13 protein-coding genes are annotated in these 15,527 nt (G+C 64.3%); 6 read left to right on the forward strand and 7 right to left on the reverse strand.

All coding sequences use genetic code 11. The features are described from left to right. Positions 1-120: 120 nt before the first annotated feature. The 3 genes from purL to ACY34H_RS15530 all read left to right on the forward strand — a co-directional run bounded on the left by purL (position 121) and on the right by ACY34H_RS15530 (position 5,974). The gene (gene purL / locus ACY34H_RS15520; protein ID WP_464978366.1) at positions 121-4,152 is read left to right on the forward strand and encodes a phosphoribosylformylglycinamidine synthase; all 4,032 of its coding nucleotides are present in this window, start codon (positions 121-123) and stop codon (positions 4,150-4,152) included. 147 nt (positions 4,153-4,299) lie between these two features. Then, positions 4,300-4,836 (forward strand): superoxide dismutase [Cu-Zn] SodC, encoded by a 537-nt coding sequence (sodC, locus tag ACY34H_RS15525; RefSeq protein WP_464978367.1) that lies wholly within the window; start codon positions 4,300-4,302, stop codon positions 4,834-4,836. Between the two features lie 112 nt (positions 4,837-4,948). Further along, positions 4,949-5,974 carry an alpha/beta fold hydrolase gene (locus ACY34H_RS15530; protein ID WP_464978368.1) on the forward strand — a complete coding sequence of 342 codons (1,026 nt, stop codon included), beginning with the start codon at positions 4,949-4,951 and terminating at the stop codon, positions 5,972-5,974. A gap of 22 nt (positions 5,975-5,996) precedes the next feature. On the opposite strand, the gene ACY34H_RS15535 is transcribed toward ACY34H_RS15530, so the two are convergent. Then, positions 5,997-6,128 carry a hypothetical protein gene (locus tag ACY34H_RS15535; protein ID WP_464978369.1) on the reverse strand — a complete coding sequence of 44 codons (132 nt, stop codon included), beginning with the start codon at positions 6,126-6,128 and terminating at the stop codon, positions 5,997-5,999. A 100-nt stretch (positions 6,129-6,228) separates the two neighbouring features. Between ACY34H_RS15535 and ACY34H_RS15540 the strand changes: the two genes are divergently transcribed. Beyond that, complete coding sequence (locus ACY34H_RS15540) at positions 6,229-7,182, forward strand: LysR substrate-binding domain-containing protein (RefSeq protein WP_464978370.1); 954 nt, start codon at positions 6,229-6,231, stop codon at positions 7,180-7,182. Between the two features lie 391 nt (positions 7,183-7,573). Further along, on the forward strand, positions 7,574-8,605 hold the full coding sequence (locus ACY34H_RS15545; protein WP_464978371.1) for a threonine ammonia-lyase: 1,032 nt from the start codon (positions 7,574-7,576) through the stop codon (positions 8,603-8,605). 113 nt (positions 8,606-8,718) lie between these two features. On the opposite strand, the gene ACY34H_RS15550 is transcribed toward ACY34H_RS15545, so the two are convergent. The 6 genes from ACY34H_RS15550 to ACY34H_RS15575 all read right to left on the reverse strand — a co-directional run bounded on the left by ACY34H_RS15550 (position 8,719) and on the right by ACY34H_RS15575 (position 13,187). Further along, a complete protein-coding gene (locus ACY34H_RS15550; protein WP_464978372.1) occupies positions 8,719-9,498 on the reverse strand; it encodes a peptidylprolyl isomerase in 780 nt (259 codons plus the stop codon). Positions 9,499-9,588: 90 nt separating this feature from the next. After that, positions 9,589-10,371 carry a peptidylprolyl isomerase gene (locus ACY34H_RS15555; RefSeq protein ID WP_464978373.1) on the reverse strand — a complete coding sequence of 261 codons (783 nt, stop codon included), beginning with the start codon at positions 10,369-10,371 and terminating at the stop codon, positions 9,589-9,591. Between the two features lie 89 nt (positions 10,372-10,460). After that, the gene (locus ACY34H_RS15560; RefSeq protein WP_464978374.1) at positions 10,461-10,733 is read right to left on the reverse strand and encodes a BolA family protein; all 273 of its coding nucleotides are present in this window, start codon (positions 10,731-10,733) and stop codon (positions 10,461-10,463) included. Continuing rightward, positions 10,730-11,359, reverse strand: coding sequence for a septation protein A (locus tag ACY34H_RS15565; protein ID WP_464978594.1), 630 nt, complete (start codon positions 11,357-11,359; stop codon positions 10,730-10,732). The genes ACY34H_RS15560 and ACY34H_RS15565 overlap by 4 nt, the downstream gene beginning before the upstream one ends. Further along, positions 11,359-11,775 carry a peptide-methionine (R)-S-oxide reductase MsrB gene (msrB, locus tag ACY34H_RS15570; protein ID WP_464978375.1) on the reverse strand — a complete coding sequence of 139 codons (417 nt, stop codon included), beginning with the start codon at positions 11,773-11,775 and terminating at the stop codon, positions 11,359-11,361. Before msrB ends, ACY34H_RS15565 begins: the two co-directional genes overlap by 1 nt. 20 nt (positions 11,776-11,795) lie before the next feature. Beyond that, positions 11,796-13,187, reverse strand: coding sequence for a protein adenylyltransferase SelO (locus ACY34H_RS15575; RefSeq protein ID WP_464978376.1), 1,392 nt, complete (start codon positions 13,185-13,187; stop codon positions 11,796-11,798). Positions 13,188-13,401: 214 nt separating this feature from the next. Between ACY34H_RS15575 and ACY34H_RS15580 the strand changes: the two genes are divergently transcribed. Then, positions 13,402-15,486 carry a 3-hydroxyacyl-CoA dehydrogenase NAD-binding domain-containing protein gene (locus tag ACY34H_RS15580; RefSeq protein ID WP_464978377.1) on the forward strand — a complete coding sequence of 695 codons (2,085 nt, stop codon included), beginning with the start codon at positions 13,402-13,404 and terminating at the stop codon, positions 15,484-15,486. Positions 15,487-15,527: the final 41 nt, after the last annotated feature.

Here is a 15,527-nt window from a genome sequence, read left to right on the forward strand (position 1 = left end):
ATAATGCCGGCAATTCAACCAGCCCATTCAGCGCTGGCGCACTTCGAGAGCCCGTGGTTTCATTGCCGTGCCTATTTTCTTCTTAATCCGCAGCCTCGCTGCATCGACTCGCTCCCAACCATGTTGATACTCCCGGGCTCCAACGCCCTGTCCGCATTCCGTAGCCAGCGTCTTCTCACCCAACTGCAAGCCGTGCTGCCCGCCGTGTCGGCAGTCCAGGCCCGGTACGTCCACTTCGTCGATACGCCATCGGAGCTGTCCGATGAGGATCGCGCGCGCCTGGACGGCCTGCTGACCTATGGCGAGCCGGCCCAGGCAGACGTCGGCGATGGCGCCGTCGAATCGTTCGTGGTGATCCCGCGCTTCGGCACGATCTCGCCATGGGCATCGAAAGCCACGGATATCGTGCACAACTGCGGCATGACGCATATCCACCGCGTCGAGCGTGGCGTGGCGTATCGCGTGGTGCTGAAGGGCGGCATCCTGGGAACCAGCCTGGGCGCGGCCAAGGGCCTGAACGCCGAACAGACGCAGGCAGTCGCTGCGCTGCTGCATGACCGCATGACGGAGTCGGTGCTGCGCGACGCCAGCCAGGCGGCCGGGCTGTTCGGCAGCCTGGAAGGCAAGGCGCTGGAATCGGTGGACGTACTGGGCAATGGCCGGCACGCGCTGGTGCGCGCCAACACGGAACTGGGCCTGGCGATGTCGGACGACGAGATCGATTACCTGAACGATGCCTTCACGGCGGCCAGTCGCAATCCGACCGACGTGGAACTGATGATGTTCGCGCAGGCGAACTCCGAGCATTGCCGCCACAAGATCTTCAACGCCGACTGGACCATCGACGGCGTGGCGCAGGAACGTTCGCTGTTCAAGATGATCAAGAATACGCACGAAAAGCAGCCGAAGGGCACGATCGTCGCCTATTCGGACAACTCGTCGATCATGGAAGGCGCCACCGTCACGCGCTTCTATCCGCGCGGCGACAGCCATGAGTACGGCGCGTCGACTGAGTTGATCCATACGCTGATGAAGGTGGAGACGCATAACCACCCGACCGCGATCTCGCCATTCCCGGGCGCCTCCACCGGCGCCGGCGGCGAGATCCGCGACGAAGGCGCGACGGGCCGTGGCGCCAAGCCGAAGGCCGGGCTGGCCGGCTTCACTGTCTCGAACCTGATGCTGCCGGATGCCGTGCGCCCCTGGGAGAATGCCAGGGACGTGACCAATGCGGTCACGGCGAAAGACGCTGCCACCGAGGCGGCGTACGGCAAGCCGGAGCGCATCGCCTCTCCGCTGCAGATCATGATCGACGGCCCGCTGGGCGGCGCCGCGTTCTCGAACGAATTCGGCCGGCCGGTGCTGGGCGGCTATTTCCGCGCGTACGAGCAGAACGTCGGCCACGCGGTGTATGGCTATCACAAGCCGATCATGATTGCCGGCGGTATCGGCAACATCTCGGCACAGCACACGCACAAGAACGATATCCCGGTCGGCAGCCTGCTGGTACAGCTGGGCGGCCCGGGCATGCGCATCGGCATGGGCGGCTCGGCCGCTTCGTCGATGGCGACCGGCACCAATACGGCCGACCTGGACTTCGATTCCGTCCAGCGCGGCAATCCGGAGATGGAACGGCGCGCCCAGGAAGTGATCAATGGCTGCTGGCAAATGGGCGAACACAATCCGATCATCTCGATCCACGACGTGGGCGCGGGCGGGCTGTCGAACGCCTTTCCGGAGATCACCAACGATGCCAAGCGGGGCGCGATTTTCGACCTGCGCAAGGTGCCGCTGGAAGAGTCGGGCATGGCGCCAAAGGAGATCTGGTCCAACGAATCGCAGGAACGCTATGTGCTGGCGATCGCTCCAGGCGACCTGGAAACGTTCCGCGCGCTGTGCGAACGCGAGCGCTGCCCGTTCGCCGTGGTCGGCACGGCCACCGAAGAACGTCAATTGAAACTGATCGATCCTGTCAATGGCAACAACCCGGTGGATATGCCGATGGATGTGCTGCTCGGTAAACCGCCGAAGATGCATCGCGATGTGGAGCACGTGGAACGCGTGTTCCCGGCCATCGATCTCACGGGCGTGGAACTGGACGAAGCGGCCCGGCGCGTGCTGCTGCAGCCGACCGTGGGCGACAAGAGCTTCCTGATCACGATCGGCGACCGGACCGTGGGCGGCATGTCGGTGCGCGACCAGATGGTCGGACCCTGGCAGGTGCCGGTGGGCGATTGCGCCGTCACCACGCTTTCCTATGACGGCTATGTGGGCGAGGCGATGGCGATGGGCGAGCGCACGCCGCTGGCCGTGATCGGCGCGCCGGCTTCCGGCCGCATGGCCGTGGGCGAGACGATCACCAACCTGGCCGCCGCGCCGATCGAGGATATCGCCTCGATCAAGCTGTCCGCGAACTGGATGGCGGCCTGCGGCCAGCCGGGCCAGGATGCCGCGCTGTTCGATACCGTCAAGGCGGTGGGCATGGACCTGTGCCCGGCGCTGGGCATCTCGATCCCGGTCGGCAAGGACTCGCTGTCGATGCGCACCACGTGGTCCGACGACGGCGAGCAGAAAGCCGTGGTTTCGCCGGTATCGCTGATCGTTTCCGGCTTTGCGCCGGTGTACGACGTGCGTAAATCGCTGACGCCGCAGATCCGTACCGACCTGGGCGAGACGGCGATCATCGTCATCGACCTGGGCCGTGGAAAGAACCGGATGGGGGCGTCGATCCTGTCCCAGGTGCTGGGCCAGCTGGGCAATGAAGTGCCCGACGTCGACAGCGCGGAGGACCTGAAGGGCTTCTTCGCGGCGATCCAGCAACTGAACCGCGATGGCAAGCTGCTGGCTTATCACGACCGTTCGGACGGCGGCCTGTATGCCACGCTGGTGGAAATGGCCTTTGCCGGCCGCGCCGGCCTGTCGATCAACCTCGACATGCTGACCCTGGAAGGCGAACACGCGGCCGACTGGGGCGATGCCAAGAACTGGGCCAGCCAGGTGGGCGAGCGCCGCAACGAGCTGACCTTGCGCGCGCTGTTCGCCGAAGAGCTGGGCGCCGTGATCCAGGTGCGCGCCGAGGACAAGTCGGCCGTGATGGACGTGCTGCGTTCGTTCGGCCTGGGCGCGTGCAGCCATATCATCGGCAAGCCGAACGACCGCGGCGTGATCGAATTCACCCGTGATGCCAAGCTGGTGTACACGAAACCGCGCGCCGAGCTGCATCGCCTGTGGAGCGAAACCAGCTGGCGCATCTCGCGCATGCGCGAGAATCCGGCCACGGCGGACCAGGAATACGACCGCCTGCTGGACGAGCAGGATCCGGGCATGACGCCGAAGGTCACCTTCGACCTGAACGACAACGTGGCGGCACCGTTCCTGGCGAGCGGCGTACGTCCCCGCGTGGCGATCCTGCGCGAGCAGGGCGTCAATTCGCATATTGAAACGGCGTGGGTGATGCACCAGGCGGGCTTCGCGGCGATCGACGTGCACATGAGCGACCTGATCGCCGGAAGGGTCAAGCTGGCGGACTTCCAGGGTGTCATCGCCGTCGGCGGGTTCTCCTACGGCGACGTGCTGGGCGCGGGCGAGGGCTGGGCCAAGTCGATCCTGTTCAACCCGGCGCTATCCGACCAGTTCGCGCAGTTCTTCGGCCGTAACGACACGTTCGGCCTGGGCATCTGCAATGGCTGCCAGATGATGAGCAACCTGAAATCGATCATCCCGGGCGCGCATGCGTGGCCGAAGTTCACGACCAACAAGTCGGAGAAATTCGAAGCCCGCTTCGCGCTGGTGGAAGTACTCGACTCGCCGTCGATCTTCTTCCAGGGCATGGCGGGCACGCAGACGCCGATCGCCATCGCGCACGGCGAGGGCTACGCCGACTTCAGCCAGACCGGCAGCCTCGACGAAGCAGTTGCCGCGATGCGCTACGTGGACAACCGCGGCAACGCCACCGAAGCCTATCCATTCAACCCGAACGGTTCGCCGCGCGGCATCACGTCGGTGACGACGCCGGACGGCCGCTTCACCGTGCTGATGCCGCATGCCGAGCGCGTGTTCCGCACTGTGCAGCATTCGTGGGCGCCGGATGGGTGGAATGAGGATTCGCCGTGGATGCGGATGTTCCGCAACGCGCGCAAGTTTGTCGGCTAAGCGGCCGGCGGTCGACGAAAAGCCGGGCTAGCCCGGCTTTTTTACGCCTGCGGTGTGTACTGTCGCGTGGCAACAGTGCTAGGATTGCAACGTTCAACCGACCGCGACAGTGCGGCATTCACACACTGGGAGTAGATAATGAAGACCATGATCCGACACACCCTTGCCCTGGCCGTCTTTGCTGCCGTTGCCGCCCATGCGCAGGCAGCCGACGTGACGGTGCCGATCCACGCCGTCGACGCATCCGGCACCGGCAAGGCACTGGGCAGCGTGACGATCTCGGAAACGGCCGGCGGCCTGACGTTCACCCCGGCGCTGGCTGGCCTGCCGCCGGGACCGCGCGGCTTCCACGTGCATGCCAAGGGCGATTGCTCGCCGACCGAGGCCGATGGCAAGAAGGTGCCGGCCGGTGCCGCCGGCGGCCACCTGGACCCGCACGACACGAAATCGCACCACGGTCCCGGCAAGGCCGAGAAGGATGGCCATGCCGGCGACCTGCCGCGCCTGGAGGTGGCGGCTGACGGATCGGCCAGGACGCCGGTGCAGGCACCGCAGCTGAAAAAACTGGCGGACGTGAAAGGCCGCGCGCTGATGATCCATGCCGGCGGCGACAACTACGCCGACCAGCCTGCGCCGCTGGGTGGTGGCGGGGCGCGCATTGCCTGTGGTGTGATCGGCGGCTGAGCGGTCGGGCCGACCCATCGACGAAGCCGGGCATCGCCCGGCTTTTTTATTTTCTCTCCGCCGCCTTCACGGCTGAGCTAAGCTGGGCGACCGCAACCTTTCCGGAGATTACATGTATCGTTCTGCCGCGCTGCTGGCCGCCGCGTTCCTGGCCTGTTCTTCCACTGCCCTTGCCGCCTGCCCCGATCCCGACGCGCCGATCGACGAAGCGGCATTTGTGCCGATCAATGGCATCGAGCAGTGGGTGACGATCAAGGGCAAGCGCTGCGGCAATCCGGCGGTGCTGTTCATCCATGGCGGGCCGGGCAATCCGCTGAGCCCCTACGCGGACATGCTGTTCGGAGCCTGGGAGCAGGACTTCACCCTGGTGCAGTGGGACCAGCGCGGCGCCGGCATGACCTACGGCCGCAAGCCGCCGCCGGAGGAAACGCCGCTGACGATGGAGCAGATGACGGCGGATGGCCTTGCGGTGGCCGAGCACGTAACGCGGCACTTGGGCCGGCCGAAGCTGCTGCTATGGGGCAGTTCCTGGGGTTCGATGTTGGGCATGCACATGGTGCACGCGCGTCCGGCGCTGTTCGCGGCGTACGTGGGGTCGGCGCAGGTCGTCGATTATCGCCAGACCGAGGCCGCGGCCTATGCGGGCCTGCTGGCGCTGGCACGCAAGGCGGGCGATGCCGATTCGATCGGCAAGCTGGAAGCGCTGGGCGCGCCGCCGTGGACCAATCCGCGCAATTTCGGCGTCATGCGCCGCGTGGTGCGCAAGTACGAAGCGCTGGCGACCGATGCGCCGCCGAAGGCATGGTGGGCGCCGGCGCCGCAGTACGCCACGCCGCAGGCGCAGGCGGATTACACCGCTGGCGAAGACTACTCGTTCATCCATTTCGTCGGCTGGCGCGGCGACGGCATGTTCTCCCGGTTCGATCTCTACCGGATGGGCACCCGATTCGCCGTGCCGATGTACTTCGTGCATGGCGAGGAAGACCTGCTGGGTCCGATCGGCATCGCGCGCCGTTACTTCGACGCGATCAGTGCGCCATCGAAGACGTTCGTGGCCGTGCCGCGCACCGGCCACGACCCGAACGAGGCGATGCTGGCCGCGCAATACCGTCTGCTGCGGGAGGCCGCAAGCCGCTGAGTACCCCGCGCCTGCCGCGGCGTCAGCGCAGGCGGCACGCCAGCTCGGCAAAGATGCGCAACAGCACACGCAGGTAGTTGGCACGGTTCAAAGGCACGGCTTGCGGTGCGTGGCAGTGGATACCCGCGGCTGGGTGGCGGATCGGCTGGTGCATGGTCTTCCCCTCTCTTTATCGGTCTCGGTGCGGTATATTGTCGGCCTGCCTTCGGGCGTGGACAAACGAGTAAATTTGCAGGGAAGGCCAAGAAAACCTTATGCAGGCAGGATCACCGAGCAAGACCCTGCGCAGCCTGTCCGGACTGATCGACTTCGACTGCGCGGCACGCTGGGGAAGTTTCACGCTGGCCGCCCACGAACTGCACAAGACGCCGGCGGCCATCAGCCTGCAGGTGAAGCAGCTCGAGGAGGCGGTCGGCTTCGCGCTGTTCGTGCGCCATCCGCGGCACATCGCGCTGACGCCGAAGGGCCAGGAGCTTGCCGTGACGGTCGCGAAGATGCTCAGGGAGCTGCGCGGCAAGGTCGAGGCGCTGCGCGGCGGGGACGAGGAAAACGTCGTGCGGATATCGACCACGCATACGTTCGCGATCAAGTTCCTGGCGCCGCGGCTGGGCCGCTTGACGCTGCGCCATCCGGAACTCGACATTCGCCTCGACTCATGCGAGCGGCTGGTCGATGTGGAACACGAGGATGTAGACCTGGCGATCCGCCACGGCACCATCACCGACCATCCGGCCGCGCTGTATCACGACCGGCTGGTTGCCGTGTACAGCGCCGCGCTGCTGGCAGCAGGAGAGGAAGAACTCACGCTGGCCGACCTGACCCGCTTCCCGCTGCTGTACGACGAGTCCACGGACGACTGGATCCGGATGCTGCGCGCGCACGGTGTGCCGGACGGCCGCTTTGATTTTTCGCGCGGATTCACCAACCTGGCAGTCACGGCGCAGGCGGCCATCGTTGGGCATGGCATCGCGCTGGTGCCGTATTCGCTCGTTTGCGACGATATCGACCGCGGCGTGCTGCGGCTGATCCGTGGTGCCAGCGTGACCTGCCCGGGCGGCTATTACTGGGTGCATGCACCGCGCAAGGCGGCGCTGCCGAAGGTGGTGCGGTTCCGCAGCTGGGTCGAGGAAGAGGTGAGGCAGATGGAGCGCACGCTGCTTGTCCGCATCGGCGCACCGGGCACAAATGGGGGCCAGCCGTCTTCCTAGCCTTGCACGGCGGCCTGCGTGGCATCCGGCCAAGGATGCTCCGACAGGTATCGTCGGCCTTGCCATCGGCCCGGTTCTCCGGCATCATTGAATGAATGACATCGCATTCCTCCACCATCGCGATACTGTTTGACGGCGGCAGCATCGGCTGCCGTGCCGGCGCCGCCGTGTTTGCGAACGACTGTGCGAGTGCCTTTGCGGGGGGCTGTGCCATTGCCTGCGTGTCATTCTCCAGCCTTTCCGGCTTCTCCATTATTCGAATTAGCAAGGGTCGCTGAGCTGCGGTGTTGCCGGTGCTCGGCGCCCCGTCTTGCCGCGCGACCCCGGTCGCATTCCCTGATCGAATCGATGGAGAAAACCAATGCCGTTACCTTCTGCGCACTTGTCGCCGATGTCCCCCTTTTCATACCCGACGCTGGCGGAGATCCGCGCCAGCGCCGGGCGCCTTGCGGGCAATATCCTGCATACCCCCGTGTGGCGCTGGCAGACCGGCGTAATCGAAGAACTGTTCACCGGTGGCGGTGAAGTCTGGCTGAAGCTGGAGCTGTTCCAGAAGACCGGCACGTTCAAGCTGCGCGGCGCGTTGAACTGTATCAAGGCGCTGAATGAGGCCGAGCGCGCGCGTGGCGTGGTTGCCGTCAGCGCAGGCAATCACGCGATTGCCGTGGCGTACACGGCGCGGCTGGCCGGCTGCAGCGCCACGGTGGTGATGCCGCGCCATGCCAGCCCCGCCCGTATCGCGGCCTGCCGTGACCTCGGTGCCGACGTTGTGCTCATGCCGGACGTACATCAGGCATTCGCGCGGGGCAGCGACATTGCGCGGGACGAGGGGCGCAGCATGCTGCATCCGTATGAAGGCCCGCTGACCGCACTGGGCACCGCGACGATCGGCCTGGAACTGATGGAGCAGGTGCCGGGCCTGGATGCGGTGGTGGTGCCGATCGGCGGCGGAGGACTGTGCGCGGGCATCGCTGCGGCTGTCAAGCAGATCAACCCGACCTGCGCCGTGTATGGCGTGGAACCGTTCGGTGCGGATGCCATGTTCCGCAGTTTTCGTTCCGGTAGAACGGAGCAACTGGAGCGTGTCGACACGGTTGCCGACAGTCTTTGTGCGCCGCGGACGCTGCCCTACAGCCTGGCGGTGTGCCGGCACTTTGTCGATGATGTGGTGCGTGTGACGGACGACGAAATCTGCCGTGCGATGCTTGACCTGTTCCGCGATGCGAAGCTGGTGGCGGAACCGGCGGCTGCGGTGGCCACCGCAGCCCTGTTCGGCCCGCTACGCGCGCGGTTGACGGGCAAGAAGGTGGCCCTGATCGTCTGCGGGTCGAATATCGATGTCGGGGGCTTTGCCGAGTTGCTCGGGCGCGGGGCCCACGTGCGCCATGGCGGGCAGGGCGCTTCCGTCACGGCGCCGGCGTGAGAAAGAGTGAGAAGCGAGTGAGAAGCGAGTGAGAAGCGAGTGAGAAGCGAGTGAGAAGCGAGTGAGAAACGAAAAAAGCGCTCCGAGGAGCGCTTTTTTATGGGACAGCCTGCTTACTGGATCTTGGCCTTCTTGACCAGTTCGTCGCGGTAAGTAGCGATCTTGCGCTGGGTCAGACCCTGTTCGATCTGGCCCTTCACTTCTTCCATCGCCGGGAACTTGGCGGCGCGGGAACCTTCCAGCTTGATCACGTGGTAGCCGTACTGCGATTGCACCGGCTTCTCGGTGATCTGGCCATCCTTCAGGGCCACCATCGCATCGGAGAACGGCTTGACGAAGTTGGCCGGGCTTGCCCAGTCCAGGTCGCCGCCATTGGCTGCCGAGCCGGTGTCTTTCGACTGCTTGGCCAGTTCTTCGAACTTGGCGCCGCCTTTCAGTTTGGCGATGATGTCGGTGGCTTCCTTCTCGGTCGCGACCAGGATGTGGCGCGCGTGGTATTCCTTGTCGCCGTTGGCGGCCTTCGCCTTGTCGTACTCGGCCTTGATCTCGGCATCCTTGACCGGGTTCTTCTTCACGTAGTCGGCCAGCATCGCGTTGATGACGATGCTCTGGCGCGTGTTTTCCAGGGCCTGCTTGACGTCAGGCTTGTTGCTGTAGCCTTGCTTGTCGGCTTCCTGCACCATGACTTCGCGGGCGATCAGGTCCTTCTTGATCGCATCGCGCAGTTGCGGGCTGTCCGGCTGCTTGCTTTGCGCGGAAACCTGCTTGACCACGGCTTCCAGGCGGGAGGCCGGGATCGCCTTGCCATTCACGGTGGCCACGTTCTGGGCGAACGCGGGCGCGGCGGCGATGGCGATCAGTGCTGTCAACAGGCGGGCTGGCTTCAAAATCATGTCACGTCCTATAAAAAAACTGGAGTCTGCCCTCGCGAAGGAGGGCCGTTTGAAACGGATGCGGGCGCCCTGGAAGGGCGCCGAAGCAATTTACTGGATCTTGGCCTTTTTGACCAGTTCTTCCTGGTAAGCCTGCAGCTTGCGCTGGGTGAGCGCTTCCTCGATCTGCGGCTTCACTTCGTCGAGCGTCGGCAGCTTGGCCTGGCGCACATCGTCGACCTTGATCACGTGGAAGCCGTTCGGCGTCTGCACCGGCTTTTCGGTAACCTGTCCCTTTTGCAGGCTGACGAACGCTTTCGAAAACACTTCCGGGAAGGCGGAAGGCGTTGCCCAGTCCAGGTCGCCGCCGTTGTTGGCGCTGCCGGTATCCTTCGACTGCTTGGCCAGGTCTTCGAACTTGGCGCCGCCCTTCAGTTTGGCGATGATGTCGTTGGCGGCTGCCTCGGTGTCGACCAGGATATGGCGCACATGGTATTCCTTGTCGCCCGTTTCCTTGACGAAGCGGTCGTACTCGGCCTTCACGTCGGTGTCCTTGACCGGGTTTTTCTTGACGTAGTCCGCCACCAGTGCCTGCACGACGAGGGCCTGGCGGGCATTTTCCATCTGCTGTTTCACGTCGGCGCTTTTCGCGTAACCCTGCTTTTCAGCTTCCTGCATCAGCACTTCCCGGCTGACGAGGTCTTTCTTGACCAGTTCGCGCAGCTCGGGCGAATCCTTTTGCTGGCCCTGGGCCACGACCTGCTTGACGATCGCATCGGCGCGCGCGGTGGGGATGCCCTTGCCGTTAACCACGGCGATGTTCTGTGCAAAAGCGGGAGCCGAAGCAACGGCGATCGATGCAACCAGAATACGGACTGCTGGCTTGAGAGTCATTATTATTTCCTACGGGGAAAAGTTCTTGTCAATCGCGGGAGGAGAAGGGACTTAACGCAAAGAGCAATTCATTCCTACCAAACCGCACATCAAATTTCCGACGGTGCCACTGCAGTAATGGCCAATGCATGGATTTCTTTATGCATCATATCGTGCACGGCATCATACACCAGCCGATGACGCGTGACGAGGTTCAGGCCCGCGAATTTCGCTGAGGTGATCCTTAAGCGGTAATGGCCGCCGCCGGATGCGGCGCCGGCATGGCCGGCGTGCATCGCGGACTCGTCTTCGAGTTCAATCTCGGCAGGGCCGAGATTGGCCAGCAGCCGGTCGCGAATCTTATCGAGGCGTGGATCGATCATGCTTCATCCTTGATATGTTTGGACAGGTAAAAGCCTTGTGCCACGAAGAACACCAGCATCAGGCCGGTAACGCCAAATGCCTTGAAGCTGACCCAGGCGCCGGTATCGGACTTGAACAGCACGAATGCCACGAACAGGTTCAGCAGGCCCAGCACGATCCAGAACATGATCCATGCGGCATTCAGGCGCTGCCAGACTTCGTCGGGCAAGGCGATCTGCTTTTCCATCGCCATGCGAATCAGGTTCTTGGCGAAGAACCGGGACGCGACGATCATCGCGATGGCAAAGCTCCAGTAAATGATGGTGGGCTTCCATTTGATGAAGTTGTCATCGTGGAAATAGATCGTCAGGCCGCCAAAGAATACGAACACGACCATCGATACCCACAATGCGCCATCGACCTTGCGGCCGCGCACCAGGAGGTAAGCGATCTGCAGCGCTGTGGCGACGATACCGGTGATCGTGGCCAGGATGATCGGTGCCTGGCTGGCCGTGATCGCGCCGCCGGAAATAATGCCGGACAGGTTGTCGTTGATCAGGGCCTGTGCCGCTTCCTCGTTGCTGCCGGCCCATTTATAGCTGCCGAAGAAAACCAGCAAGGGGAAGATATCAAACAGGAATTTCATCATGGTGATTGGACGTCCGAAGTAAAACGGAGCGCCGCGGAATTGATGCAGTAGCGCAGGCCGGTGGGCGGAGGACCGTCCGGAAATACATGGCCCAGATGCGCATCGCAGACGGCGCAAATGATTTCGGTGCGCAGCATACCATGGGAACGGTCGACTTTCTCGATTACATTATCCGGATCGAGGGCCTCGAAATAACTTGGCCAACCGCAGCCGGATTCGAATTTCGCATCCGAACGGAACAGCGGCGTATTGCAGCAGACGCAGGTATATATGCCGGGCTCATGATGATCCCAATACTTGCCGGTAAATGCCCGTTCGGTCGCGGCGTGCCGGGTGACCTGATATTCCATCGGGTCCAGTTGGGTGCGCCATTCGGCGTCCGTTTTGACTATTTTCTTTGTTTGGTCGTTCATGATCTCGATTTTGTGATCGTTCAGGAGGAGCAGCTGACTTCCAGGCCGGCCGCCCAGTCCGGAGGCAAGGCAGCATAGCGTTCATTTTCGGGCTGCTCATCGAATGGCCGTTCCAGCACGGCCAGCAGGCGCTGGACTTCCGAGAAATCCTTGTGCTGCGCCTTGTCGATTGCGACCTGGGCGAGGTAATTGCGCAAAACGTATTTTGGATTGACGGCGTTCATTGCGGCCTGGCGTACCGCGTCGATCGAGTTTTCGGCACGCAGCCGCTCGCGGTACTTTTCGGCCCAGGCGTCGAACGCAGGGCGATCGATGAACAGGTCGCGCAGCGGCTCGTCGCCATCGGTCGAGCCGGAACGCAGGCCGCCCAGCCGGCGGAAAAACAGGGTGAAGTCGGCGTGATTCGCCTGCAGCAGGCCGAACATCTCGTCGAGCAGCGCGCGGTCGGGCTCGCGGCTTTCCCTGAGCCCCAGTTTGGCGTGCAGCAGTTCGTCGACCGTGGCACCGAACACGCCCTGGTACACGTCGAGTGCGGCCTGGGTCTGTTCGACGGAGCCGATCAGCGGCACCAGCGCCTGCGCCAGCGCATAGCAGTTCCAATGGCCGATCTGCGGCTGCATCGCATAGGAGTAGCGGCCACCCTGGTCGGTATGGTTGCAGATGTGCTGGGCATCGAACGCTTCCATGAAGCCGAACGGGCCGTAGTCGAGTGTCTGGCCGAGGATCGACATGTTATCGGTGTTCATCACGCCATGCATGAAGCCGACCGATTGCCACTGCGCGATCATGCGTGCGGTGCGGCGGGTGACTTCTTCCAGCAACGCAGCATAGGGATTTTCTTCTTCGCGCAAATCGGGATAGAAGCGCTCGATCACGTAGTCGGCCAGGATGCGCAGCCGCGCTTCGTCATTGCGGTAGAACCAGTGTTCGAAGGAGCCGAAGCGTATGAAGGTGGGTGCCAACCGGACGACCACGGCCGCCGTTTCAATCGTTTCGCGCATCACGCCCTGGTCCGAACCGATGACGGACAGCGCGCGTGTGGTGGGAATTCCAAGTGCGTGCATGGCCTCGGAACACAGGAATTCGCGGATCGACGAGCGCAGCACCGCGCGGCCGTCGCCCATGCGCGAATAGGGTGTCAGGCCGGCGCCTTTCCATTGCAGCTCCATCGGGCCGGCGTCGGTCGGCAGGTCGCCGAGCAGGATCGCGCGCCCGTCGCCCAGCTGGCCGGCCCATACGCCGAACTGGTGGCCGGAATAGACCGCGGACAGCGGTTTGGCGCGCTCCGGCACGCGGTTGCCGGCCAGGACGTCGAACGCATCCGCATCCAGCGCGGCAGGATCGAGGCCGAGCAGCCGCGCGGCGCTGCCGCTGACGACGACAGGATACGGCGCCGGCAGAGGGGTCGGCATCAGCCGGGTATAGAACTCGGGCGGCAGCGTGGCGAACGAGTTTTCCAGGGGGAGGGCAAAGGCAGCGATGGCGGTTCCTGACTGGCAAGGGTGGACACTACGGCGGATTTTACCCCAGCCCGGAAAAACGGGCGGACGCGGCACGGGCAAATAGCACGGTCGGACGTTTGCGGGTATAGTGCCTCGACCCATCCACCAGAAGAGGAACCGAGACATGAGTGCGGAATACGCCCTGCACGGCACCGTGGCCGTCATCACGTTCAACAACCCGCCCGTGAACGGGCTTGGCCTGGCGACGCGCACCGCCGCGGTCGAGGGCCTGCGCCGAGCGCAGCAGGATCCGAATGTGATGGCCATCGTCATTACCGGTGCCGGCAAGGCGTTCTCGGGCGGCGCGGACATTCGCGAGTTCAATTCGCCGAAGGCGCTGACGGAGCCGACGCTGCACACGCTGATCGGTACGGCCGAGGAATCCGTGAAGCCCGTGGTGGCCGCGATCCACAACGTATGCATGGGCGGTGGGCTGGAACTGGCGCTGGGCTGCCACTACCGTGTGGCACTGCCCGGGGCGCAGGTGGCCCTGCCCGAGGTGAAGCTCGGTCTGTTGCCAGGTGCCGGGGGCACGCAGCGGCTGCCGCGGGCGCTGGGCCTGGAGCCGGCACTGAACATGATCGTGTCGGGCAATCCGGTCTCGTCAGAGAAGCTGCCGGCGCTGTTCGATGAAGTCTTCGCGCCGGGTACGGAACTGCTTGCGGCCGCGGTAGCGTTCGCGGAAAGGATCGCTACCGTGCGGCCACTGCCGAAGGTGCGCGACCGGCAGGCCGGGCACCCCGATGCAGCCGCCTTCCTGGATGCTGCGCGTGCCCGCGTTGCAGCAGTGGCGGGCCCGTTCCCTGCGCCGCTCGAATGCGTCGAAACTGTCGCGGCAGCGGTTACCATGCCTTTCGAGCAGGGGCTGGCATTCGAGCGCGAACGTTTCATGCACCTGATCCGCACTCCCGAATCGCGTGCGCTGCGACATGCGTTCTTCGCGGAGCGCGAAGCGGCAAAAGTGCCGGGCGTGCCGGCCGATACGCCACGGCGCCCGATCCAGCGCGCCGCCGTGATCGGCGCCGGAACGATGGGGGGCGGCATCGCGATGGCTTTTGCCAACGCAGGCATTCACGTGACGCTGCTCGACGCATCGCCGCAGGCGTTGGAGAAGGCACTTGCCACGATCCGCGCGCATTACGAGAGTGCCGCCGGCAAGGGCAAGATTACGGCGGAGCAGCTTGCGCAGCGGATGGCGCTGATCGCGGGCACGCCGCGATACGCCGACATCGCCGCGGCGGACATCGTGATCGAAGCGGTGTACGAAGACCAGGCGATCAAGGAAGCCGTGTTCCGTCAACTCGATGACGTGATGAAGCCCGGCGCGATCCTGGCCACGAATACCTCGACGCTGGACGTGGACAGCATCGCTGCCGCCACGCGCCGGCCGCAGGATGTGATCGGGACCCATTTCTTCAGCCCGGCGCATGTGATGAAGCTGCTCGAAATCGTGCGCGGCCGTGCTACCGGCAACGATGTGCTGGCGACCGTGCTGGCACTGGCAAAAAAGCTGAAGAAAACCGGCGTGGTATCCGGCGTGTGCGACGGCTTCATCGGTAACCGGATGATCGAACAGTATCTGCGGCAGGCCCTCTTCCTGCTGGAGGAAGGCTGTACGCCGGCCCAGGTGGACGGCGCGCTCGAGCGGTTCGGCTTTGCGATGGGACCATTCCGGATGAGCGACCTGGCGGGTAACGATATCGGCTGGGCGATCCGCAAGCGCCGGGCCGCCGAGCGGCCCGACATCAGCTATTCGACAGTGGCCGACCGGCTTTGCGAACTGGGCCGCTTCGGCCAGAAGACGGGAGCCGGCTGGTATGACTACCGGCCGGGGGACCGCACGCCAGCGCCGAGTGTGGAGGTCGAGACCATGATCACGACTCACGCGCAGGCACTCGGCATCGAGCGGCGCGCGATCGCCGACCAGGAAATCGTGGAGCGGCTCGTGTATGCACTGGTCAACGAGGGCGCGCGCATCCTGGAACAAGGCATCGCGCTGCGGGCCTCGGATATCGACATGGTTTACCTGACAGGCTACGGTTTTCCGCTGTTCCGCGGCGGCCCGATGTTCCATGCCGACTCGGTCGGCTTGCCGAGCGTGCTGGCGGCAATCGAACGTTTTGCCACGGGCCGGCATGGCGATGCCTGGCAGCCGGCACCGCTGCTGGCGCGGCTGGCCGCCGAGGGCAAGGGTTTCAACAGCCGCTGACGGCGTCTCTCAGGCGTCTCTCAGGCGTTTATCAGGCGTTC

This window comes from Pseudoduganella sp. jia 9, assembly GCF_055502615.1.

Coding starts and splice junctions, on each gene's coding strand:
- ACY34H_RS15565 (WP_464978594.1), bottom strand. CDS start 11,359: ATGAAATTCCTGTTTGATATCTTCCCCTTGCTGGTTTTCTTCGGCAGC.
- ACY34H_RS15580 (WP_464978377.1), top strand. CDS start 13,402: ATGAGTGCGGAATACGCCCTGCACGGCACCGTGGCCGTCATCACGTTC.
- ACY34H_RS15575 (WP_464978376.1), bottom strand. CDS start 13,187: ATGCCGACCCCTCTGCCGGCGCCGTATCCTGTCGTCGTCAGCGGCAGC.
- purL (WP_464978366.1), top strand. CDS start 121: ATGTTGATACTCCCGGGCTCCAACGCCCTGTCCGCATTCCGTAGCCAG.
- ACY34H_RS15530 (WP_464978368.1), top strand. CDS start 4,949: ATGTATCGTTCTGCCGCGCTGCTGGCCGCCGCGTTCCTGGCCTGTTCT.
- msrB (WP_464978375.1), bottom strand. CDS start 11,775: ATGAACGACCAAACAAAGAAAATAGTCAAAACGGACGCCGAATGGCGC.
- sodC (WP_464978367.1), top strand. CDS start 4,300: ATGATCCGACACACCCTTGCCCTGGCCGTCTTTGCTGCCGTTGCCGCC.
- ACY34H_RS15560 (WP_464978374.1), bottom strand. CDS start 10,733: ATGATCGATCCACGCCTCGATAAGATTCGCGACCGGCTGCTGGCCAAT.
- ACY34H_RS15545 (WP_464978371.1), top strand. CDS start 7,574: ATGTCCCCCTTTTCATACCCGACGCTGGCGGAGATCCGCGCCAGCGCC.
- ACY34H_RS15535 (WP_464978369.1), bottom strand. CDS start 6,128: ATGCACCAGCCGATCCGCCACCCAGCCGCGGGTATCCACTGCCACGCA.
- ACY34H_RS15550 (WP_464978372.1), bottom strand. CDS start 9,498: ATGATTTTGAAGCCAGCCCGCCTGTTGACAGCACTGATCGCCATCGCC.
- ACY34H_RS15555 (WP_464978373.1), bottom strand. CDS start 10,371: ATGACTCTCAAGCCAGCAGTCCGTATTCTGGTTGCATCGATCGCCGTT.
- ACY34H_RS15540 (WP_464978370.1), top strand. CDS start 6,229: ATGCAGGCAGGATCACCGAGCAAGACCCTGCGCAGCCTGTCCGGACTG.